16 protein-coding genes are annotated in these 24,858 nt (G+C 35.4%); 5 read left to right on the top strand and 11 right to left on the bottom strand.

Features of this window, described 5'->3' with window-relative positions:
• Positions 1–180: 180 nt before the first annotated feature.
• The 11 genes from FLA105534_RS14530 to dnaK all read right to left on the bottom strand — a co-directional run bounded on the left by FLA105534_RS14530 (position 181) and on the right by dnaK (position 19,933).
• Positions 181–966 (bottom strand): glycerophosphodiester phosphodiesterase family protein, encoded by a 786-nt coding sequence (locus FLA105534_RS14530; RefSeq protein WP_173966845.1) that lies wholly within the window; start codon positions 964–966, stop codon positions 181–183.
• A gap of 97 nt (positions 967–1,063) precedes the next feature.
• Positions 1,064–3,364, bottom strand: a complete 2,301-nt coding sequence (bglX, locus tag FLA105534_RS14525; protein WP_173966844.1) for a beta-glucosidase BglX — start codon at positions 3,362–3,364, stop codon at positions 1,064–1,066.
• 88 nt (positions 3,365–3,452) lie between these two features.
• Positions 3,453–4,166: a carboxylesterase family protein gene (locus tag FLA105534_RS14520; protein ID WP_173966843.1), complete on the bottom strand. Its 714-nt coding sequence runs from the start codon at positions 4,164–4,166 to the stop codon at positions 3,453–3,455.
• Between the two features lie 11 nt (positions 4,167–4,177).
• Positions 4,178–5,545 (bottom strand): glucoamylase family protein, encoded by a 1,368-nt coding sequence (locus FLA105534_RS14515; RefSeq protein WP_173966842.1) that lies wholly within the window; start codon positions 5,543–5,545, stop codon positions 4,178–4,180.
• A gap of 73 nt (positions 5,546–5,618) precedes the next feature.
• Positions 5,619–7,103 (bottom strand): RagB/SusD family nutrient uptake outer membrane protein, encoded by a 1,485-nt coding sequence (locus tag FLA105534_RS14510; protein ID WP_173966841.1) that lies wholly within the window; start codon positions 7,101–7,103, stop codon positions 5,619–5,621.
• A 4-nt stretch (positions 7,104–7,107) separates the two neighbouring features.
• The gene (locus tag FLA105534_RS14505) at positions 7,108–10,137 is read right to left on the bottom strand and encodes a SusC/RagA family TonB-linked outer membrane protein (RefSeq protein WP_173966840.1); all 3,030 of its coding nucleotides are present in this window, start codon (positions 10,135–10,137) and stop codon (positions 7,108–7,110) included.
• A 244-nt stretch (positions 10,138–10,381) separates the two neighbouring features.
• Positions 10,382–13,126, bottom strand: a complete 2,745-nt coding sequence (locus tag FLA105534_RS14500) for a ligand-binding sensor domain-containing protein (RefSeq protein ID WP_173966839.1) — start codon at positions 13,124–13,126, stop codon at positions 10,382–10,384.
• 101 nt (positions 13,127–13,227) lie between these two features.
• Entirely contained in the window at positions 13,228–14,412 is a 1,185-nt protein-coding gene (locus tag FLA105534_RS14495) for an acetate/propionate family kinase (RefSeq protein WP_173966838.1), read from the bottom strand.
• A 174-nt stretch (positions 14,413–14,586) separates the two neighbouring features.
• The gene (gene pta / locus FLA105534_RS14490; RefSeq protein WP_173966837.1) at positions 14,587–16,680 is read right to left on the bottom strand and encodes a phosphate acetyltransferase; all 2,094 of its coding nucleotides are present in this window, start codon (positions 16,678–16,680) and stop codon (positions 14,587–14,589) included.
• Positions 16,681–16,742: 62 nt separating this feature from the next.
• The gene (gene corA / locus FLA105534_RS14485) at positions 16,743–17,816 is read right to left on the bottom strand and encodes a magnesium/cobalt transporter CorA (protein ID WP_173966836.1); all 1,074 of its coding nucleotides are present in this window, start codon (positions 17,814–17,816) and stop codon (positions 16,743–16,745) included.
• Positions 17,817–18,049: 233 nt separating this feature from the next.
• Positions 18,050–19,933, bottom strand: a complete 1,884-nt coding sequence (gene dnaK / locus FLA105534_RS14480) for a molecular chaperone DnaK (RefSeq protein WP_173966835.1) — start codon at positions 19,931–19,933, stop codon at positions 18,050–18,052.
• Positions 19,934–20,352: 419 nt separating this feature from the next.
• Here dnaK and FLA105534_RS14475 point away from each other — a divergent pair, with 419 nt between their 5' ends.
• From FLA105534_RS14475 to FLA105534_RS14455, 5 genes are all read left to right on the top strand, one after another.
• Complete coding sequence (locus FLA105534_RS14475) at positions 20,353–20,916, top strand: hypothetical protein (RefSeq protein ID WP_173966834.1); 564 nt, start codon at positions 20,353–20,355, stop codon at positions 20,914–20,916.
• A 32-nt stretch (positions 20,917–20,948) separates the two neighbouring features.
• Entirely contained in the window at positions 20,949–22,211 is a 1,263-nt protein-coding gene (locus FLA105534_RS14470) for a Na+/H+ antiporter (RefSeq protein WP_173966833.1), read from the top strand.
• Between the two features lie 78 nt (positions 22,212–22,289).
• Entirely contained in the window at positions 22,290–23,315 is a 1,026-nt protein-coding gene (locus tag FLA105534_RS14465) for a saccharopine dehydrogenase family protein (RefSeq protein WP_173966832.1), read from the top strand.
• Between the two features lie 148 nt (positions 23,316–23,463).
• Positions 23,464–23,901: an acyl-CoA thioesterase gene (locus tag FLA105534_RS14460; RefSeq protein ID WP_173966831.1), complete on the top strand. Its 438-nt coding sequence runs from the start codon at positions 23,464–23,466 to the stop codon at positions 23,899–23,901.
• 90 nt (positions 23,902–23,991) lie between these two features.
• Entirely contained in the window at positions 23,992–24,828 is an 837-nt protein-coding gene (locus FLA105534_RS14455) for a mechanosensitive ion channel family protein (protein WP_173966830.1), read from the top strand.
• Positions 24,829–24,858 lie beyond the last annotated feature (30 nt).

The raw sequence follows: 24,858 nt of genomic DNA, 5'->3' as shown, positions 1-24,858 counted from the left end.
TGATTTTTATATAAAAGATTTTCTCTGTTACAGAAAATACAGTTTCAAAAGCTAGCGTGTGGATACAAGTATAAAAAGTAACACGAATTACACTAATTGTCACTAATTCGTTTATAAAATTAATTTCACAAACAAGGCTAACCTATTAAAATTTGTGTCCAGACAGTAGGTTTCATTAGTCTATTTTTTCTTTTCGATTCGTTGCTTTAACAATTCAGGTTCATTGGTAGTGATGTAATCAAAATTATTTCCAATAATCCAATCCATTACCTCAGCGTCATTAACTGTCCAGACGTTTAACGTGATCTTACTCTCTTTGGCTTCTTTGATCCATTCAGGATGTTTTTGAAAAACAGAATAATGGTAATCAATCCCCGAAATGTTATCTAATTGTACTTCTTTAGGTGTTTTATTTCCTTCCAGATATTGCAGCGTGGTAACCGGATCTACTTGTCGGATTTGTTTGAGAATTTCATAATCAAAACTGATGTAGGAGGTTGTTTTCTGTGCCTTAAGTTTTTTGATTATTTCTACCGTCATCAACGCCGTCTTTTTTCCCCTTTCTTTACTTATTTCGGAAGGTTTTATTTCACAAACCAAAAGTGTGCGTTTATTATTTCTCCTTCCTTCGACAATATACTCGTACAAGGTTGGAAGTTTCTCCCCATTTGAAAGTTTAAACTTTATCAAATCAGTATAATTTGTTTCCTCAATCAGCAATTTATTATAATGTGCATCGTGATTGATTACAAGCGAATCGTCAGCAGTTCTCCAGACGTCAAATTCCGAACCAGCAAGTTTTAAGTCGATTGCATGTCGCAGAGCTGCTATAGAATTTTCAGGAAGATTGTTTTTTTTCCATGCCCCGCGATGTGCCACTATTGCATTTTCCTTTACACAACAGGACTGAAATATAATTATTACTGTCAAAAAAAATGATATACGAAGTGCTCTAGTAGTACTCATTGATTTTAAATTTATTAAATGTCTAAACAATTCCTTTTTTACAAAAAAGCCCTTCGCAAACCAAACACGAAGGGCTAATCACTAATCAATAAACCAACTAATTAGTTAACTCAAAACTAACTTTCTTATCGGCATCTGAATTTCCACCTACGAAAACATCAAACTGCCCAGGTTCTGCTACAAATTGTAAGTCAGAATTATAAAATTTTAAATCTTCAACTGTGATCTCGAAAGTCACAGTTTGCTTCTCCCCTTTTTTAAGGCTTATTTTCTGGAAATTTTTTAGCTCTCTAACCGGTCTTGTTACAGATCCAACCAGATCTCTGATGTACAACTGTACTGTTTCTTTTCCATCATAGTTTCCGGTGTTGGCAACATCTACTGTCACTTTTAATTTTCCGTTTGAATTCATTTTATCAGATGAAATTTTCAGGTTTGAATAATCAAAAGTGGTATAACTTAAACCAAAACCAAACGGGAATAACGGTTCGTTTCTTTCGTCAATATAGTTTGATCTGAATTTTTCGAATTTACCTTCTTTGTTAACAAGAGGTCTTCCTGTATTTTTATGTGCATAATAAATTGGCAACTGACCAACACTTCTTGGGAAAGTTGACGTTAATTTTCCTGAAGGGTTTACATCTCCAAACAAAACGTCGGCAATAGCATAACCTGCTTCGGTACCAGCAAACCATACATTTAAAATAGCAGGAACAGTTTCATTTTCGTCTTTTATGATTAACGGACGACCGTCAAATAATACTAAAACAACCGGTTTACCTGTTTTTAATAAGGCATTTAATAAATCTTTTTGCGCTTGCGGAATCTCTAAGTTTGTACGGCTGCTTGATTCTCCGCTCATTTCAGCAGATTCTCCTAGCGCTGCAACAATTACATCTGACTGATTCGCTACTTTTAAAGCTTCTGCCAGCAATTCTTCTTTTGAACGGCTGTCACGGTGTAAGGTTTTACCAAACATTGTTGCTTTGGTTTCAAACTCTTCATCATAATCTAAGTTGCTTCCTTTAGCATATAATACTTTTGTTGAAGCTCCCGCTACTTCTTTGATTCCAGCCAAAAGTGAGATTGCATTTTCCATTTTTGTAGCCACACTCCAGGTTCCCGGCATGTTTTCTTTTGCATCTGCCAAGGGTCCGATTAAAGCAATTGTACCTGATTTTTTAAGCGGTAACAATTGATTTTTGTTTTTCAACAAAACCAATGATTGTGCTGCTGTCGAACGCGCTTCTTTTCTGCTGCTTGCTGTAAAGATTTCAGTTTTTGCTCTGTTAGCATCACAATATTTATAAGGATCACTAAATAAACCTAAATCGTATTTTGCTTCTAAAATAAGTTTCACGGCATTATCGATGGTCTCGATGGTTACTTTTTTCTCGTCTAATGATTTTTTTAAAGTCCCTAAGAAACCTTCACCTACCATATCCATTTCGACACCAGCATTTAACGACAGAGCCGAAACTGCTTGTAAATCTCCCATTCCGTGTTCGATCATTTCAGGGATTCCTGTAAAATCAGTTACTACGAAACCTTTAAAGCCCCATTGTTTTCTTAAAACATCTGTCATTAGCCATTTATTTCCTGTTGCAGGAATTCCATCAATCTCATTGAAAGAAGCCATCACAGAACCTACTCCTGCATCAACAGCAGCTTTGTAGGGAGGAAAATAGTCATTGAACATTCGGATATGACTCATGTCAACTGTATTGTAGTCACGACCTGCTTCCGGTGCTCCATATAAAGCAAAGTGTTTTACACAGGCCATAATCGAATTATTTTTTGATAGATCGTGTTGCTGATAGCCATTTACCATTGCTTTTGCGATCTGGCTTCCTAAATACGGATCTTCTCCCGAACCTTCAGAAACTCTTCCCCAACGCGGGTCACGAGAAACGTCAACCATTGGAGAGAATGTCCAGTTGATTCCGTCGGCACTAGCTTCCTGAGCCGCAATCTGAGCACTTCTTTCGATCAGGTTCATGTCCCAGGTACAAGATAATCCTAATGGAATTGGGAAGGTAGTTTCGTAACCATGAATCACGTCCATTCCGAAAATCAATGGAATTTTCAAACGGCTTTTTTCAACCGCAATTCTTTGTACTTCTCTAATTTTTTGAACCGATTTAATATTGAATAAACCTCCAACTTTACCTTCAGCAATTTTTTTCGCCACATCAGAACTGTTTGCCTGTCCTGTTGTTATATCCCCAGAAGTTGGTAAATTAAGCTGTCCTAATTTTTCGTCCAGTGTCATCTTTGACAATAACTCGGCTACAAACTCTGATTTTGGTTTAATTTTTACTGTATTTTTAGCATTCTTTTTCTGGGCATATCCGAGAACAGCACATCCTAAAAATAGTAAGACTAATTTGTTTTTCATGTGTATTAAATATTTGTTTCTGAAACATGAAACCGCCTTTATCCCTTTCATTTATTGTTTGGAATCAAAGCGTTTTCATTTAATCTTTTTATTTGTTTGTATTCGTTTTGAACTGTTTAAACATCCAGTTGTAAATTTCCGGACTGTCATAAACTCTTGACCAGCTATCATGACCCGCATCATCAAAAATGGTTAGCTGAACGTCTTTGGCATTGCATTTTTTCAATTCTTTGTAAACAGCCACCGCATGATCGACTTTTACAACATCATCTAGCAATCCGTGGTAAATTCGGGTTGGAACAGCGGCAATTTTACAGGCACTTTCTAACTCAATTAGATCCACAAAACCTGAAATTGGCACTAATGCTGCAAACTTATCCGGATATGAAAGTGCTAAATTCCATGCTGCCCATCCTCCTGAACTCAGTCCTGTAACATAAATGCGATCAGGGTCTATTTTGTTTTCTTTCTGAATTTTTAAAATCAATTCATAAATTGACTCAATACTCCACTTTTCATCTTCTTTGCATTGGGGAGCCAATATATAAGCATCTAGAGAATGTGTTTTCAGATATTTTAACGGCCCGTGAATTTTTACCTTTCCAATATCTGTCCCTTTTTCTCCATCACCAGAGATAAAAACGATCAGAGGTTTTTTCTCTTTTGTATTGACCGGTTTATGTAAGACATAACCCAATTCATAATTCGTTACTACTACCGTTTTTATCTTTCCAACTGTTTCACTTTGTGAAAAACCAACTATAGAAAACAACAGTATTAATAATGCCAATTTATATTTCATTGGAACTTCTTTTAGAATCCGTATTTTCCAGATTTAAAACCAAGCTTTATTAAACCTTGTTTTACTTCGGGAGCATTCATGAATAATTTCCACAACAAACCTGTACGGTAGTTTTCGATCATTACTACTTCAGGTCCCTGATCGATGGCTAAATAGCGCTTTGCTACCCATGTATTCTGCAAGCTTACTGCATCATAAAACCCTGCATTCCCAAAGGTTTCTTTTTTATGATTTTCGTATAAGTTCCTAATTACAGCCATTGATTCTTTTGGCGTGTACACGACCGAACTAATTGCAGCTGTTGGTGAGATTACTCCTTTATCATTGCTTGGCATATGTGCATCGTAACCTATAGATCCATCAGGATTTCTGGAATAAGATGCAGTTAATCCCCAATAATCTGGTCCATATCCTTTAAACTTTCCTGGGTTTTCGATGCAATACTGGTAATCAATTTTTACCTGATTGACATTCAGGTCCCAGTAGTTCGCGTATTTGTCTGTTAATTGGTTTGGATCAAGTCCTACATACGAGTAATGCGCCCAAAACAATGGCCCACCAAATTCTTCAGCACCGTTGTGTTTTAGAATTAAAGGAATGTTATATTTTGTTTTTGAAGAAACAATTCTGCCATTTCGCGCCCAGCCTTCGTGATACGCTTTTGCCTCTATTGCATGTGTTGGTGAAGAGGCTGCCATCACGTAGGTAATCAAACATTCGTTATAGCCTTCAAGTGGAAAATTCATTTGCCAATCGTAAGTTGGCGACCAGTGCCAGTACAACACATTTTTATTGTTGGTATACCATTGCCAGTCTACTCCTTTCCAAAGCGCGTCATATTTTTGAGCTACTGCTTTCTCTTTCTCAGATCCGTCTTTTAGATATTCGCGAACGGTAATCATTCCTGCAACCAAAAATGATGTTTCGACTAAATCTCCACCATTATCCTTGGTTCCAAAAGGTTTTACTTTTCCTGTATTTCCGTCTATCCAGTGTGACCATGCTCCGTGAAAACGATCTGCTTTGCCTAAAAAATCAGCAATTTTGTTCAGTCTTTCAACTCCTTTTTCTTTGGTTACATATCCTTGTGACATTCCGGATACTATAGCCATCAATCCAAAACCGGAACCTCCTGTAGTTACAATATGTGCATCGTTTTCAGGATAATTTCCATCCGGATGGTAACGCTCTCTTGCTAATCCTGAGTTAGGCTCAGCATAATCCCAAAAATATTTAAATGTTTCTTTTTGAACTGTCGCTAAAAGCTGATCATCTGTTAATTTTACTACAGATGATGACACTTCTTCTGTTTGTTTCTTTTCTTGTGCATTACAGCCCAAAAAAGTAAAAGCCAATAGTAAAACTGAAATTCTAATCATTATTTTTTTTTTTTGAGATTGTAGTAAGTAATCACTTCCTCCCAGAAACTGGAAGGAAGTGATAATAAGAATATTAATTATAGCCAGGATTTTGAGAAGACATTCCTTCAGCTACCAAAAGGAATGATGACGGAATTGGAAACAATTCGTTTTTACCTACTGTAAATACTTTTCCATTAGGGAAAGCTGCGCTCTTATCAGCTGCAAAAGCATCTTTGGCCTGACCAGTTCTAACTAAGTCAAAGAATCTATCAAATTCAAAAGCTAATTCAACTCTTCTTTCTTTCCAAATGGCAGTTCTAACCGCCGCCTGTGAAGTTGCCGGAGTATCACCTAAACCTGCTCTGTGTCTGATTATGTTTAACAACGGAATTGCTTCTGAAGTCTGACCTAATTCATTCAGAGCCTCGGCTTTCATTAATAATACTTCAGCATATCTTAGATATTTAATATTAGCATCTGTCTCCCATGCACTTGTATAGGCAGAAGAATAGGCTTTAAAATTATACCTTGGATTCGGATCGTCTTCACTTATCACAGGAATCACTCTTCCATCATATAAAGTTGTACCTCTAAAAATAATTGTTGCGTTTTTTCTAACATCTCCGACTTCATAAGCATTTACTAAACTTTGAGAAGGCTGATTGAAACCCCATCCCCATGCATCACGAACACCTTGAGTATTAGAATATCCCTGAATTCCACGGGCAGGTACAGAACCAACACCATTAATTTCAAAAATAGATTCTCCGTCATTTTCTCCTTCTAATCTGAACATTTTAGCATAATCAGGAGAGATAGCATAACCTGTAACCAAATTACAATTGTCTATTACTTTCTGCCATTTCTTTTGATACAAGTTTACTTTTGCTAATAAAGCGTATGCCGCTCCTTTTGAAGCTTTTGCTTTTTCATCTGCTGCATATTGCGATTTATTTGGTAACACTGCCGCAGCTTCAGTCAAATCTTTTTCAATAAAAGCATAAACATCAGCAGTACTTTTACGAGTTAACTGCATTGCTTTATCTTCTGCAGATAATGGAATACTAGCTATACGATCTACAATTGGTACGCCCCCATAACATTTCACTAAAGTAAAGTACATGAAAGCTCTTAAAAATTTTGCTTCCCCCATTAATCTCTCTCTTAATGCAGGATCAGCTTTATCCAATTTAGCAAGAATTGCTAATGCTTGGTTGCATCTGTTGATTCCATCATAATTAGCATTAAACGTACTTTCAGCAGATGGATTTGATGCATTGTAAGTTAAGGCATCTAAGACATCTTTATCTGTACCTGTATCACTTGGAGTTGAGCCTTTATCTGCATCATCAGATGTAATACTTGCTAATCCAACCCATCCGAATGAACTCATGTCCCAATCTAAAAATTTACTGTAGATTGAAACAACAAACGATTTTGCACCACTGTCATTGTTAAATAACTCAGTATCATCTGTAGAAATAGTCTCAGTTTGTTTAACATCCAGGTAATCATCAGCACATCCTGTAAAAGTAAATGCCGATAACACGAAGATTGATATATATATCTTTTTCATAATATTAAAATTTTAAATTAGCACCAATTACAAATGATCTTAATGTTGGGTAAGCATCCAACTCAACTCCCTGAAGTTTGTAAGGGTCTCCATCTGCATTTAACTCAGGAGAGAAACCTGAAAATTTCTGTGTAATAAACGGGTTGATTGCATTAAGATAAATTCTGCAAGAACTAATAAATTGATCACCTCTAAGAGGTAGTTTGTATCCTACAGTGATGTTATTGATTCTAAAGAAATCTGCAGATTCCATATAATAAGTTGAAGCAACAGGAACAGTATTAAATGGTCTTGGATTTGACGATGTTGTATTTGTTGGTGTCCAATAATCATTTGTCATAGAAGCTTCGATGTTTTCACCTCCAAAACGCTGTGCTTTTTTACCATTGTATACTTTTGCTCCACCAGTTCCATATCCATCAACAGAGAAATCAATGTTTTTGTACACCAATCCTAAAGAAATACCGTAATTCGCTTTTGGTAAAATTGAACCTACATATTTTTTATCAGCTGTTGCAGATAATGCATCCTGAGTCACTTTAGCGCCTGCAGCATTATAATAAAGCATGTTTCCGTTTGCCGGATCTACACCTGCATACTCATAAAGATAAAAACTACCTAATGGTTGGCCAACTGAGTTGTTGTATAACAATTTAGTATCTTGACCATTACCTAAATTACCTCCAACAACCTGAGATAATGAAACATCTTTTAAGCTTGTAAGCTCATTTTTGTTGTGTGAGAAGTTACCTCCAACCCAATAACTTAAATCCTCAGTGATTTTATCATCCCAACGTAAAGAAATTTCATAACCTTTATTTGAAACTTCACCTACGTGAGATGGAGAAGCCGTCGTAATTCCAGAAGTTGGATAAGGTTTCACATATAAAATTACGTTATCTGTATTCTTGTTGTAAACATCAAATGATCCTTTTAATCTGCTGTCTAAAAATTCGAAATCTACACCAGCTGAAGACTCTTCTGTAATTTCCCATGTTAAAGTAGGGTCAATTTGGGAAGTAATACTTGTTCCTTCATATAAAATTGAACCACCTAAATAACTGTTTAATCCGGAATTATAACTTTGACTGTTTAATGGTACATTTTGGTTACCCAATTTACCCCAGCTACCTCTAAATTTGATTAAATTAACTCCTTTAACATCTGATAAGAAACTTTCTTTAGTCATAATCCATCCAAGACCTACAGATGGGAAAGTTCCCCAACGGTAATCTTTTGCAAAGTTTGAAGATCCGTCACGTCTAATAGTTCCGGTTACTAAGTACCTGTCCATTAATTTATATTGGAAACGTCCAAAATAAGAAGCTAATTTACTTTCGTTGAATACAATATCCTGCAAATTTGTAACAGTACCGGAGTAGTCTACACCTTTTGCGTCTTTTGCATTATAAAGAGACCAATAGTTAGAATCAGGACTTACATTTTTTCTAGTAATAACTAATTTTTCTCTTGGACCTTTCACTGAAGTTTCAATACCAGCTGTTAACTCCACGTCATGAATTTTAGCGAATACTTTATTATAAGTCAAATAGTTAGATAAGTTCCAGTTAAAATATTGCTCTCTACCTCTAGTCAATAAATTGATAGGATCGGTACTTGAATAATCTCCATCTTTACGAGTTGGATTAGCTGCTAACCAAGCGTTTTTACTATCCTCGAAATTATAATTTTTCCAGGTATAGTATTCACCATTAAATTGCGAAGTAAACTTTAAACCTTCTAAGATTTCATAATCCAATTTCAAACCACCCTGAAGTGTAATACTTCTTTGTTGTTCATTGTAAAAATCTAATTGTGAAACAGGATTACCAACATTGTTAAATGAAGTACCTTTTGGGCTTGCAACTCCACTTGCATCTGCAAAAGGCGCACCATACTGACCATTTGCAAAACGAACAGGAACAATTGGTGATTGCTTGTATGCATTGGTAAATGCGCTTAATGGTTTCGGTGTAGAATTAGCCGATGTAAAGCTAAAATTCTGATTTAAGGTAACTTTTTTAGAAAGTTTAAATTCGTTATTATTTCTAAAACTTGTACGGCTATAATCTAAGCCGTTAAGAATGGCTTTTTCCTGATAATTACCTGCACTAAAAAAATATTTTACATTTTCTGAAGCTCCGGAAATAGAAATATTGTTTTGAGTATAAGTACCTGTTCTCGTAATTTCATCAAACCAATTTGTATTAACAGGTTGGTTTGTAGAAAATCTGTTTGTTCCTAAAGAAGCATTAGAATAGCTTGCATATTGATTAGCATCTGCCATTTTTACTTTCTTAAGTGGTGTTCTAACACCTCCAAAACTTTCTACTTCTACAGAGATTTTATCTCCCTTACCTTTCTTAGTAGTAATAATGATAACCCCGTTTGCAGCTCTGGTACCATAGATAGCAAGAGATGAAGCGTCTTTAAGAATTTCATACGATGTAATATCATTTGTATTGATATTATTGATGTTCTCTGTTGGCATACCATCAACAATATATAAAGGATTTCTTCCTCCTAGCGCAGTACCTAAACCTCTAATAACCACAGAAGGAGTACTTCCAGGAGCATCTGAAGAAGTTACCTGAACCCCAGCTGCTTTACCCTGAATAGCCTGAGAAGCATTTAATACCTTTGTTCTTGTAACATCTTCTGCCTTTAATGAAGTAATAGCCGAAGTATTGTCAATTTTCTTTCTGGTACCATAACCAATTACAACTACTTCTTTTAAAGAAGTATCACCTGCTTCTTTTAAGGTGATAGTCATTGGTGTGGATGTCGCTGTTATAGAAACAGAATCGAAACCAAGCATAGAGATTTTTAAGGTCTCTCCAACTTTAGCATTAATGATAAAATTACCATCGAAGTCCGCGTCAGCAGAGGCTCTGGATTCAGAAGCACTAATAATTGCCCCAGGAACTCCCATTCCACTACTGTCTACTACTTTTCCTTTAATTGCTTGTGCCTGCCCCATCATATATGTAGGGAGCAACAAGAGCGCTAAAAAGCTAAAAATAAAATTTTTCATACAGTTCGTAATCGTTTAAGTTAGTAGTGCCAAATTAAACAATTACAACGTTGTAGTACATCAAATACCACTACAACACAGCTACATCATTATGTTAAAAAAAGGACACAAGTAAATGGTTATCAATAAATTAAATGTTAATTTTATTTTATTAACATAACGTTATGATGTAGTAATGATGTATTAGAATTATATAATAAAAGAAGTAGAAAAATATAAGATATTTAAAAAACTAATCCCAATCTTACAGACTTAATAAAAATTTTGAGAGGTTTTCATCCTGTGTGAGCCCCAACTTCTTTCTTAGACGATATCTATGCAGTTCCACACCCCTAAAAGAAATGTTCATCATAGGTGCAATTTCCTTTGAAGAAAGATTCATTTTAAGATAAATACACAGTTTTATATCTTTTGGAGTCAAGTTTGGATACTTCTTAGAAAGGTTAATAATAAACTCATTGTGAATCTGGTTCAGATTTGTTTCAAAAATTTCCCATTCGTGTTTATTTACCTCATTGATCTTAATTGCCTTTTTGATCTCACTCTTAAGTTTATTAAAGTCTTTTTCTGAGTTCAGAATGTTCTGAATGTTATCGATCATTTCACTTTGCTTGGCAATCGACAATGATTTTCCTGCAACTTCAGAAGATTTTGTTTGCAGTTCCAATTCCAGAATGTGTTTTTCGTATTCCTGTAGATTCAGTTCATTCTCTGCTTTTAATTCCATTTCCAGAATTTCACGCTGATGTTTTAACTCTTCGGCCTGTAATTTCAGTTTTTGCATGTAACGCAGTTTATTCCATTTGTAATAAAAAAACAAAATACCTGCTGCTACCAGCAGGTACAGCAAAATCATCCAGAATGAAAAATACCATGGCTCTGCCACTTTGAAATCAAAATCTGCTACTTTTTCGTAGCTTGCCCCATCGTGCTTGTAAACCACAATAGCATGATTACCACTGCTTAAATTGTTCAGTACAATTAAACCGTCAGAAATTGGTAAAAAATCACTGCCTTTATTGATTTTGTAGAATAAGTTAGGCTTACTCGCACCGTAAATTCCTGAAATTACATTTATTTTTATCTCGGTGTTGTATTTGATTTTAGAATCGTTTGCTACAAGATTTCCATCATTAAAAGCTTCTATCTTGACATTAGAATTTTGCTTGTTTTCATAAGTAAGCTGAAGCGAAATAAATCCATCATCAAGATTAAGCAAATAATGATTTTGAGTTTTAAATATCCTCAAATTATCATTGATCAGTGTGCCTTTATAATATTTCTCCTGAATGATGTTCCAGATAAATTTATTTCCTTTTGCATAAATGTGATACAAAATACCATCCTGAAGCACAACAAAGTGATCTTCATCAATCGAAACGACATCGCTTATCTTCTTAAAATTAGAATTGAACAGTTCGTTTTCTTCCAAACTGGCGCTAATTGAATTGTAGGTGTACCACACACTATTGATGAGAAAAAGAATTTCATTTCTAAACTCAAAGATCTTTACGCCAAAATCATTCTTAATTTTACTCTGCTGCGTAATATTCTCGACTTTTTTGGTCTTATAATCATCATCATACAATACGCGATACAATCCACGATAATTGTCGGCTGCCCAGATTTCATTCTTTTGATTTTGAGCAACATATTTTATAGGCTTTGAAAGGTCGTTGATAACTTTATTCTGGGTAGGTTTCAAAATATCATCATAAACTACAACACCACTGTACGTAGACTGAAAATAAGTATTATTGATGCTGCTTTTCGTTAAATTCCATCCGCCACTTCTGGCATTAATTCGGGTTAATGATCCATTTTCATAACAAAAAGTTCCGTCATTATGACCAATGATGTATTTTGTACCAATTTTAGTAATATTCCAGGCTTGACCTTGTGTATTGGGCAACATCTTAAACTTACCGGAAACAAATTCAAAGACACCATGATTCGAAGCAATCAAATATCCCTTATCGATAGCTGCAACAGAATAAACTGAACCCAAAAGTCCCGAATTATCGTAAAAGAATGAAATTGGAGAGTTAATTTCAACATGTGTGATACCATTATCCAAACCAAGCCATAAATCGTTCTCTTTGTCAAAACCAATGCTCAAAACCGAGTTGTTCATTAAGACATTGTTCCTGTTGATATTTTTATAGGTATCGCTCTGAAAGTCATAAATAAATACACCTCTGTTTCCGGTTCCTACCACCAGTTTATTTCCTTTAATGAACTTAGCTACATTAATTGTTGCCGATTTTAAAACTTCATTTAATGGATTATTCCAGGGTCTTAAACCTCCTTTTTCTACGATAAAAATTCCTTTTTTCTGCGTAAAAATAAATGTTTCATTTTTGTACTTTTCGATGGCGTGAACTACCGTCTTTTTTAAAACGTTCCAGCCTTTCGGATTAGCAATCCTCGAACCATCCATACGGAAAAGCCCTTTCTCAACCGAGGCCACATACACATTATTATCGACTACAAAACAATAGGATATTAAAAAAGGAAATTTGATTTTCTGAATGTGTTTTCCATTATAAATAAAAACATCATTAAAAGACTGGAAATAAACAGAACCTTTAAACTTAAAGATTTTCCAAATCTCTTCATTATCTTTTTCATCAAACAATCGCAGTTTCCTGGTGATCGATACATAATGCATCTTTCCGTCTTTTCGGTACCAATACCCAAATTCTTTATAAGAACCTGAATAGATCTTATCTCCTTCGATCATGATCGAGCGGATGATTGTTTTATTGGGCAGGGTATACTTTTCCCAGATTACACCATCGTAACGCAATAAATAATGGTTATTGGCAAAATACATTGCAGCATCATTTCCCTGAACAACATTCCAGATTTGATTGTCGCCCTGATAATCTGATTTGTTGTAATTTTCTACGAAAGGAAGTAATTCTTGTGCCTGGATTTGAAAAGCAATGAAAAAGAAAAATATAGCTTTAAGAAGTATCGATTTCAAAATAGTATGATTTATAGTCAAAGATACAGACAAATATTTAATCTGAAAGCATAAAAAAAGCTTCCCAAATGAGAAGCTTCCTTATATTACATAGGTCAGTTTTAACTCTGAAGTAACTGATAAACCTGATTAGCAATTTCATATTCTTCATCAGTTGGTACCACCAAAACTTTTGCTCTTGAATTTGGGGTATTGATCTCTCTAATTTCTTTAGAGCGAATCTGATTCTTTTCATCATCCAGTTCAATTCCGAAATAATCCATATCGGTACAAACCAGTTTACGTATATAAGAGGAGTTCTCACCGATTCCAGCGGTAAATACAATCGCATCCAACCCGTTTAAAGCTGCTGCATACGAACCAATCGTTTTTTTGATTCGGTAGGCATTCATTTGCAATGCGAGTATACAATCCTTATTTCCTTTTTCGGCTTCTGCTTCAATATCGCGCAAATCACTGTAACCCGTAAGCCCAAGCATACCGCTTTGTTTCAGTAAAATCGAATTTACCTCATCGGCCGTATACCCAAGATTTTTAACCATATAAAAAATAACCGACTGATCAATATCTCCGGCACGGGTTCCCATTATAAGACCGTTTGAAGGAGAGAATCCCATCGTATGATCGATGCTCTTTCCGTCTTTAATGGCGGTCATACTGCACCCATTTCCAAGGTGAATGGTGATTATTTTCGCTTTTTTTTCTAATTGACCAATCGCTTTTTCAGAAACATATTTGTGACTGGTTCCGTGAAAACCATAAACGCGTACTTTATGTTCTGTTAAAAGGTAATTTGGGATGGCATATTTATAAGCCAACTCAGGCATTGTTTGATGAAAAGCGGTATCAAAAACCGCAATTTGCTCTGCTGAACTAAAAATCTCCTCAGCAACATTAATTCCTTCTAAATTAGCAGGATTATGCAGTGGCGCCAATTCAAAAAGTTCTTTGATTTTTAATTTCACCTTTTCGTCAATCTTTACAGTATCACTAAAAGCACTTCCTCCATGTACCACGCGATGACCTACTGCTCCAATTTCGGAAGTCGATTTAATCACTCCTTTTTCGGCATCTAAAAGCATATTGGCTACTTTTTGCAAGCCTACTTTATGATTGGCGATCGGAAACGTTTCTTCGATTGTATTGGTTCCTGTTTTAAAGATCACATTTGAAGTTTCTAATCCAATTCTGTCAATCATACCGGTACAAATTACTTCGTTGGTAGGCATGACCATTAATTGATATTTGATTGATGAACTTCCTGAGTTTATTATTAGTATTTTCATTTTTTTTTTAAGTTGCTAAGAGGCTAAGGCTCTATTTTTTTGTTTCAAGTTTAAAGTTTCAAGTTTAAGATTATATAACTTAACGATTGAAACTATTATTTTTTTTACGCTGATAAAACGTTTTTTTTGAGTACCTCATACTGTAAGACGTATAATTAATAATTAACAAATTAATTAAAGTCCTTGTGCCTGAATGGCCGTAATTACAACCGTATTGATGATGTCATCAACGGTACAACCACGGCTTAAATCGTTTACCGGTTTGTTCAAGCCTTGCAACATTGGACCGATAGCCAGAGCCCCGGTTTCACGCTGCACTGCCTTATAGGTATTATTTCCTGTATTTAAATCAGGAAAAATTAGAACACTCGCCTGCCCCGCTACTTCTGAATCCGGCATTTTGCTTTTTCCAACAGCGCGATCTACTGCGGCATCATACTGAATTGGTCCTTCAATTTTTAGATCGGGACGTTTTTGCTTTACAATTTCGGTTGCAGCTCTTACTTTATCAACCTCATCTCCTTTTCCGGATGCTCCTGATGAATAAGAAAGCATTGCGATTTTAGGCTCAATTCCGAAAGCTGAACTTGATTCTGCCGACGAAATCGCAATTTCCGCTAATTGTTCCGCTGTTGGATTTGGATTGATGGCACAGTCTCCAAAAACCGAAACTCTGTCTTCTAAACACATAAAAAACACAGATGAAACTACCGATGAATTAGGTTTGGTTTTAATGAATTGCAAAGCCGGCAAAATGGTGTGTTGCGTAGTATGTGCAGCACCCGAAACCATTCCATCAGCATGTCCTTTATATACCATCATAGTCCCGAAATACGAAACGTCTTCCATTAAATCTCTTGCCATAGTAATACTTACATTCTTGGCTTTTCGGAGTTCATAATAGGTGTTCGCATAGTCCTCGTAAAGTTCCGACTCTATTGGATTAATGACAGTAATTTTTGAAAAATCCAGTGTAATTCCCAGTTCATTAACTTTACTTTCAATCTGTTTTTTATCTCCGATGATGGTAATATCAACCACATCCATAGCGAGTAACCTTGAGGCTGCAATGATGATTCTCTCATCATTTCCTTCGGGCAAAACGATGTGTTTTCGATACTGTCTGGCTCTTTTTACCATGTTGTACTGAAACATCTTAGGTGTCATTCCTTCTGCTTCAAAAGTGATCAATCTTTCAGACAGATCGTCCATGGCAACATACTTTTCGAACGTACTGATCGAGGTTTCTATTTTATTAGTATTATTTGCGTAAATCTCTGATCTGATAGACCCAATCTTGTTGGTGATACCGTAAGTTCCTCCATCAACGGCAATAATTGGTACGATGGCCGAAAGTCCTTCAATAAGTTTGAGAATACTTTCTTCCGGAACAATATTTCCTGTTAGGATAATTCCAGATATTGTTGGATAATTGGCCGATTCATTGGCTTGCAAGGCTCCTAAAATAATATCTGAACGGTCTCCTGGCGTAATCACCAATGCATTATCATGTAAATGAACCAGATAGTTGTGCAATTGCATTGCTCCAACGCTAAAATGTCCAATTTCATTGTTTAAGTAAGCACCTCCAAACAATACTTTGGCATCAAGCTGATTGACTATTTCCTGCATCGTTGGATTGTTCAAACTTGAAATCAGCGGGATGGTGTTGATGAGTACATTTGCCGGTAAACTTTTTTGCAATCCCTGCGTCACCAATTCGATGTTTTCGGGCTGTACTTTATTAGCAATGACAGATAATACCTCAACTTCTTTTACTTTAAAGGAATCATAAACCAAATACAGACTGTCTACTAATTCTTCCAGAGTTTTACCTACTCCCGATCCGATAATAATGGTAGGAATCCCAAGGTTTTTGGCGATTAAAACATTCAAATCCAGTTCGATTGAAGTTCCTTCTCCGGTAAAACTTGTTCCTTCTACCAAAACAAAATCAAAACGCTCTTCAAGTTTTTTATATTTTTCAATAATGAGATCCAGAACCTCTCCTATTTTTCCTTTATTTTTCTTCTTGATTAATTTGCTTTTGGTGATCGCAAAGGCATCTTCAAATTTAATATCAAGATTAAAATGAGACAGCACTGTCTCGATGTGATTGTCTAACTCCCCATCAACAAAATCCTCAACTATGGGCCTAAAATAACCCACTTTAGCCGTTTTACCAATCAAGATACTCATCAAACCAAGTGTTACAATTGATTTTCCACTATTCTGATCGCTTGTGGCTATATATATTGCTTTACTCATAATTTATGTTTTAAACTAAACAAATGTCGTATATAATCGTATTTTAAACAGAGAAATAAACGTTAAAACCAGCGTCTTTTTTTGAAATAAATAATCAAACCTATCACCAATGCAAACATGGCTCCCATCACAATAAAATAACCGTTTCTCTCTTTCAATTCGGGCATATATTCAAAATTCATTCCATATACCCCAACTATAAAGGTAAGTGGAATAAATATGGCCGAAATAATGGTCAGGGTTTTCATAATCTCGTTCATTTTTCGGCTCTGTTCCGAAAAATAAAAATTGGAAGCACTTTCTAAAGAACTCATATCAGACTCAATCTGCTCCAGAAGTTCTAAACTTTTTTGATGCAGTCGAATAAAAAAATTAAATGTTTCTTTTCGTATTAGACCATTATTTTCATCATCATCTTTAATGGTTTTCAAATAATAAAGTGAATCCCGAAGGGGAACAATAGAGCGTTTTAAAAAATTAAAGTTATCACGATGATTTTCAATTCTTTCCAAAATAATTGGATCTGCTCCTTTTTTGGTTAAATCGATAAGCTCTTCAATATTATCTTCTTCATCTTCGATTGTAATGTAAAAGTTTTCCATTACAGCATCAAGCAATAAATAAAGCAGATAATCTACCTTCTTGGATCTTACGATTCCGGCATGAGTACGCAACCGTTCGCGTATATGTGTAAAGAAGTCACTTCTTTTTTCCTGAAAAGAAATCAAAATTCCGTCTTTTAAAATAAAACTGAGCTGTTCTACCTTAAGACCGTCTGAATACTCTGAAGGCAACAACGATTTTATATTGAAAAACAAAACATCTTTTTGTTCCTCTAGTTTCGTTCTTTTGGTGGTATTTAAAATATCAGCCAGCAAAAAATCGTCTACTTTAAAATGATCTCCTATTGTTTTTATAAGACTGATGTCATTTAATCCGTGAATATTCAGCCAATTATTTTTAGTATAATCAAAGCAGGAATTTATGGCCAAAACCGTAAACTTCTCATATTCGACAATATCAGCATCATTATAAACAAAAAGCTGCATTTCTGTTTCATGATCTTTATGTGTGCCTGTATACTCCAGACTGGTATGCTGCAACTTTCTGCCTTTCTTGTATTTTATCTTTCTCATTCAAAAATGATTTACATAGTAATATTACAAAAAAGTTTCCGAACAAGAAATGACAATTGTCATTTTGTAGCTGTCATCGCTGTAGAGACGCACTGTGACGCTTTTCTCTTATAAAGTTTTTTTTAAAACTATCTCATAAAAAAACAGATAATCACGAAACACATTACCTCAACATAAACCAAAAAAAAACCGAGTCATTTCTGACCCGGTTTTCATTATTGTTTAAAGAAGAATTATTTTACTTCTTCGAATTCAACGTCTTCAACATTGTCTCCTTGCGATTGCTCTTGTTGTGGAGCTGCTTGTTGACCTTGTTCACCTTGAGCATACATAGCTTCTGTAGCTGTTTTCCAAGCTGCATTGATGTTGTCAAGAGCTGTTTGAATAGCTGGAATGTCTTGAGATTGGTGAGCCATTCTCAATTCAGTTAAAGCGTACTCTACAGCAACTTTGTGGTCGTCAGCTAATTTGCTTCCTAACTCTTTCAATTGACTTTCTGTTTGGAAAATCATGCTGTCAGCTTCGTTTAATTTCTCAGCTCTTTCTTTAGCTATTTTGTCAGCGTCAGCGTTAGCTTCAGCATCTTTTTTCATTTTTTCGATTTCTTCAGCTGTTAATCCAGAAGAAGCTTCGATACGGATATCGTGAGATTTTCCAGTTCCTTTATCAGTTGCAGAAACTTTGATGATACCATTTGCATCAATATCAAAAGTAACCTCGATTTGAGGAACTCCTCTTGGTGCTGGTGGAATACCATCTAAGTGGAAACGACCGATAGTTTTGTTATCAGCAGCCATAGCTCTTTCTCCTTGTAATACGTGAATTTCAACAGATGGTTGAGAATCAGCAGCAGTAGAGAATACTTGGGATTTTTTAGTTGGAATAGTTGTGTTAGACTCGATTAATTTAGTCAATACACCACCCATAGTTTCGATACCTAAAGATAAAGGTGTAACGTCAAGTAACAATACATCTTTTACATCTCCAGATAAAACTCCACCTTGAATAGCTGCTCCAATAGCAACAACCTCATCAGGATTAACTCCTTTAGATGCTTTTTTACCAAAGAATTTCTCCACTTCGTCAGCGATTCTTGGCATACGAGTAGAACCTCCAACAAGGATTACTTCGTCGATATCAGATGTAGATAAACCTGCATCTTTTAACGCTTTAGCAACTGGCTCCATAGAACGTTTAACTAATGAATCAGTTAATTGCTCAAATTTAGCTCTAGATAATTTTTTAACTAAGTGTTTTGGTCCTGAAGCCGTAGCTGTAACGTATGGCAAGTTGATTTCAGTTTCTGAAGAAGAAGACAATTCAATTTTTGCTTTCTCTGCAGCTTCTTTCAAACGTTGCAATGACATTGGATCCAAACGTAAATCAATACCTTCTTCAGCTAAAAATTCATTAGCCAACCAGTCAATGATTTCGTGGTCAAAATCATCACCACCTAAGTGAGTATCACCATTTGTAGACAATACTTCAAATACACCGTCTCCTAATTCAAGAACAGAGATATCAAAAGTACCTCCACCTAAATCGTAAACAGCAATTTTTTGATCAGTTCCTTTTTTATCTAATCCGTAAGCAAGTGCAGCAGCAGTTGGCTCATTGATGATACGCATAACTTTAAGACCTGCAATTTCACCAGCTTCTTTAGTAGCTTGACGTTGTGCATCGTTAAAGTAAGCAGGAACAGTAATAACTGCTTCAGTTACAGTTTGACCTAAATAGTCTTCAGCAGTTTTTTTCATTTTTTGAAGAGTCATTGCAGACAATTCCTGAGCAGTATATAAACGACCATCAATATCCACACGTGGAGTATTGTTGTCACCTTTTACTACTTTGTAAGAAACTCTTTTTGCTTCGCTTGTAGTCTCAGCAAAAGTGTGTCCCATAAAACGTTTAATAGAAGCAATCGTTTTTGTAGGATTCGTTACTGCTTGTCTTTTTGCAGGATCACCTACTTTAATTTCTCCACCTTCAACAAAAGCGATAATAGAAGGAGTAGTTCTTTTTCCTTCTGCATTAGGGATAACAACTGCTTCGTTACCTTCCATTACAGAAACACAAGAGTTCGTCGTACCTAAGTCAATTCCGATTATTTTACCCATTTTTTATATATTTAATTTTTGATATACTAATTTAATAACTCAGGTGGCATAAGTCAATCTTTATGCCAATATAAAAAACCAAATAAAATTGTCAGTTTTACTGTCGACACATTTAAAACTATCTGACAACATGACATTTTTAAAACCTGACATACGTGGCATATCAGTGCTTTACATGTCATTATTAGGAGCTATTTCCTGCTATCCATTACAATCTTTTATGGCGAACCCCGCCACAAAAGGATTTCCATTTCTATCAGGGCTAGTGCAATCGATTTCATAAAAAGGTTTTTATATAAAAGTTCTTCTAATAACTTCCCCTGAAAATTTATACATTAGCATTTAGCTAAAAAAACTTACTATAATTTAACCTAAAATAAAAACACCAAATCTTAAATAGGCATTTCACAATTAAACAAATGATAGAAAAACTAAGACAAAATATTAATGATTATCAAATGAGAAAAATCACAAGGGAAGAATTAATTAAAAAACTTCCTTTTTCTAAAGAATCTCAATATCATGAGGGGCGAAAAATAGCAGAAAATATAATAGCTTCCAAAAATAGTAATGATGTTAATTTTTGTATTTGGTTACTTTGGATTTTGGAAGAAAATGATGAACACATCGACTTATTTCACAAATTACTATTAGAGCCTTGGCATACAGAATATAATGATATTATTCACGATCTGCAAAGAAGAGAACATCCATCCAGCGTTCCTGTGATTAAGATTGCAATACAACAAAAGTATGATTCCCTGGAAGCTTATAGCACTGGAACAGGACAATTTATCAATCAGTGCGGGCATGCTTTAAAAAGTATTGGAACTAAAGAAGCTATTGATACCATAAAAGATTTAGCCGAAAATTCAGAAGATCCTATTATTAAAGTAGAAATGATTTATCGCCTTAGTAAAATTTTTCCAACAAATGGCCTTCCAGAAAATGAAGATCTCCCAAGATGGTATGACTTCGACTAATAAAAATCAACTATAATATCATTTAGTAAAAAATGGAAAACTATACCATCGTCCTCTTTATTCTCACCATTGTAATAGGACTTTCTGCATTTGCCGATAAAGCAAAACTCCCCTATCCTATATTGTTGGTTATCGTTGGAGTTGCTATTGGTTTCATTCCGTCCATGAGTGAGATCGAAATTAATCCTGAGATTATATTTCTGATTTTTCTCCCCCCTTTATTGTATGATGCTTCATTTAACATTTCTCCGAAGCATTTCAGAACAAATCTAAGCACTATAAGCACTTTAGCAATACCATTGGTTTTTCTCACTACCTTTTGGATCGCCGTAGTCTCACATTATATGATTCCCGGCATGACCTGGCCACTGTCTTTTGTACTAGGAGCAATACTTTCGGCTACTGATGCTGTTGCCGCAGTAAACATAACGAAAGGCCTTGGAATACCCGAAAAAACTATCACCATACTCGAGGGAGAAAGCCTTATCAATGATGCCTCTGCACTGGTTGCTTATCGATTTGCAGTGGCGACCGCTATGGGCTCTGCATTTATCATCTGGAAAGCAACTCTTCAATTTGTAATCTTATTAGGAGGAGGTTTTTTAGTGGGTTTTGTTATGGGCAAAATTCTAGCTTTCATTTTGACCAAAGTCCGTAAAAACACAAATGTCACCGTAAGTTTTATGCTCTTGATGCCTTTTGTTACTTATTTAGTTGCGGAACATTTGCATGTTTCTGGAGTTATAGCAGTGGTATTTTTAGGTCTGGCTATTGCCCGTTTTAGCAAGAAAATATTCCCGGAGAGTCTCAGAAACAATTCTAAAAGTCTCTGGGATGTCATTATTTTTATCTTAAACGGATTAATTTTCATCCTAATCGGACTTAATTTTCGATACATCCTAAAAGATATCGACGACAATATGATTTTACCTTACATAGGTTATGCCGCTATCATAACTATAGTTGCATTATTAACCCGAATGGTAAGGGTCTTTTTTCAAAAAATTAATCTGCAGAAAGCCTTTCAGAAAAATGACCGAAAAAGACGAAAAATTAGCGAACATGCCTTGTTAGATTCCAAAAACAGTTTTATAATCAGCTGGTCCGGAATGCGCGGTATTGTTTCTCTGGCCATAGCCTTAGGATTACCCAAATTTCTGGAAGATGGAACTCCTTTTCCAGAGCGAAATACAATACTATTCATTTCTGTTGCTGTGGTACTTTTAACCATAGTCGGGCAAGGACTTACACTTCCGTGGATCGTTAAAAAATTAGGTGTTCAGGAAGAAAAATAAACCGCATCAGAAATTTTAATTATATTCGTTTAAACTAATTATCAGCTTCTTAAAAGAATATAATTAAAATTTCAACTTATGAAAAATACCATTGCCATCTATGGCGCTTACGGGCATACTGGAAAATTTATTGTTGCTGAACTTTACAAACTAGGCTACCCACTTATCCTTTCCGGAAGAGACTACGAAAAACTGACTCTTTTACATCAGTATTACCCGGAAACCATTCTAAAAGCAGCAGATATCCACGATTCAGAATCATTAGACACCGCATTTTCCAAAGCAAAAATAGTCATCAACTGTGCCGGCCCGTTCTTAGACACTGCCGATCCCATTATTCAATCGGCTTTGCGATTGGGCATTCATTATATTGATTTAACAGCCGAACAAAAATCGGTCTTGGACATATTCGAACAATTTTCCGATTCGGCAAAACTGGCCGAAATTCTGGTTATTCCTGCCGCTGCTTTTTATGGAGGTCTAGGAGATTTATTAAGTACCGCAATTACTCAGGATTGGGATCATATTGATGAAATAAACCTCTACATCGGTCTGGATTCCTGGCATCCAACAAAAGGAACTAGACTAACAGGAGACCGAAATCATTACACCAGACTGACCTTAAAAAACGATCAACTACAAGACCTTCAGCCCGCCACACCTTTTAAATGGAACTTTAAGAATCCTATTGGAATTAAAGAAGTTGTCGCATTACCCCTTTCAGAAATCATCACCATTTCGCGTCATTTAAAAGTCAGTACGATTAATACCTATCTAAGTCAAAATTCACTGGACGATCTTCGAAATACTGCCACACCAGAACCAAAACCGACCGATCACAAAAACAGGTCGTCACAACATTTTTGTCTGGAAGTTACAGCAACAAAAGAAAACATCAAAAGAACAATTATCGCTCAGGGTCAGGACATTTATGCCGTTACAGCGCCGCTTGTTGTAGAAACAGTTAACAGAATACTGTCCGGAAAAGCAAAAAAAACAGGAGTCACCACCATTGGAGAAGTATTTGATACCGCAGATTTTCTTAAATCTTTAAAAGAAGATGACATTACAATCTCTACGATTGAAGAATCGAAATTAAATTAAAACACTTCGGTTTTTAATAGCAATAGTTCTTCTTTACCACAAATCGTTTGGTTTTTTATTCGTAATTTCGATTTTCTAAAAAAGATTGATTTTCTAAAGAAATTAACGTTCTTCTATCAATCTCATTCAATTAAAATACAATTACAAAATGGCTTCATTTATTAAAGAAATCTCTTTTCGCTGGTCAGATCTTGACCCTAATTTTCACGTTCGTCACAGTGCTTATTACGATTTTGGCGCACAGCATCGTATTGAAATCCTTGAAGAGCTGGGTTTAACTTTAAGAGTAATGCAAACACAGGGGTTTGGACCTGTTTTGTTTAGAGAAGAATGTATTTTCAGAAAAGAGTTAAAACTTTCTGATAAGATCTTCATTCATACCAAAACTTCAAAAATGAAAGCTGATGCCTCACGCTGGTCAATCATTCATGAATTTAGAAGAGAAGACGATACCCTTTGTGCCGTTATTACAGTGGATGGAGCCTGGATGGATACGAAACTTCGTAAATTAGCCTCTCCAACTCCCGAAATCGCTATTGAAGCTTTGAGTATTTTCCCAAAAAGTGATGACTTTATTGGACTTTAAAACGAAATCCTATTGGTTATAAATTACAAAAATCCAAAAAGTAAATTTTAACAAAAATCGTTTTTTGGATTTTTTTCAAACTTAAGAGCTATGACTGATTACTTAAAAGACTTTAGAATAGGTGTTTTTATTGCCATTATAGCAATTACCACTATAATCCTTAGTGCCATTACCGACAAAGTACTTCGTTATGTACTGTATCGAAAACAGGCCGATAAAGATTATGATGCTACAGGATTTAAGTTTTTAAAACACCTGATTATTACTGTAATTTATATCTTAGGATTTGCCTTTGCTTTAATACAAATCCCCGAATTTAAAATAATCGGTCATTCTGTTCTGGCCGGAGCCGGAGTAATCTCTATTGTTGCGGGTTTGGCTTCTCAACAAGCTTTAAGCAATATAGTGAGCGGAATCTTTCTGGTCATTTTCAAACCTTTTCGCATCAACGATAAAATCACTATCAACAATTTTGTGGGCACAGTCGAAGATATCAATCTGAGACAAGTCGTCTTAAAAGATGCTGAAAACAACCGAATTATCATTCCAAATTCAGTTATTAGCGCTCAGATTATTGTCAACACCAACATGCACGACACCAAATGTTGTAAGATCATCGAAGTCGGTATTGGTTATCAATCTGATATCGAAAAAGCCTTAGAAATCATGCAGGAAGAAATTGCTAAACATCCACTTTTTATAGATACCCGAACTGCCGAAAACAAAAAACAAAAAGTACCTTTGGTTGTCGCCCGAGTAGTAGCACTGGCAGATTCAAGCGTAACTCTAAAGGCATGGGCCTGGGCAAAAAATTCTACAGACGGTTTTGTCCTCTATTGTGATCTACTGCAAAGCATAAAAAAACGTTTTGACGAAGTCGGAATTGACATTCCTTACCCACAGCAGGTAGTAACACTGAAAAGGTAATTTATTCTCCTGATCATTTTATATCGCAAT

Source organism: Flavobacterium collinsii, assembly GCF_902804485.1.
GTDB classification, from domain to species: Bacteria; Bacteroidota; Bacteroidia; order Flavobacteriales; family Flavobacteriaceae; genus Flavobacterium; species Flavobacterium collinsii.
This window is presented reverse-complemented; position numbering and strand designations above follow the sequence as displayed.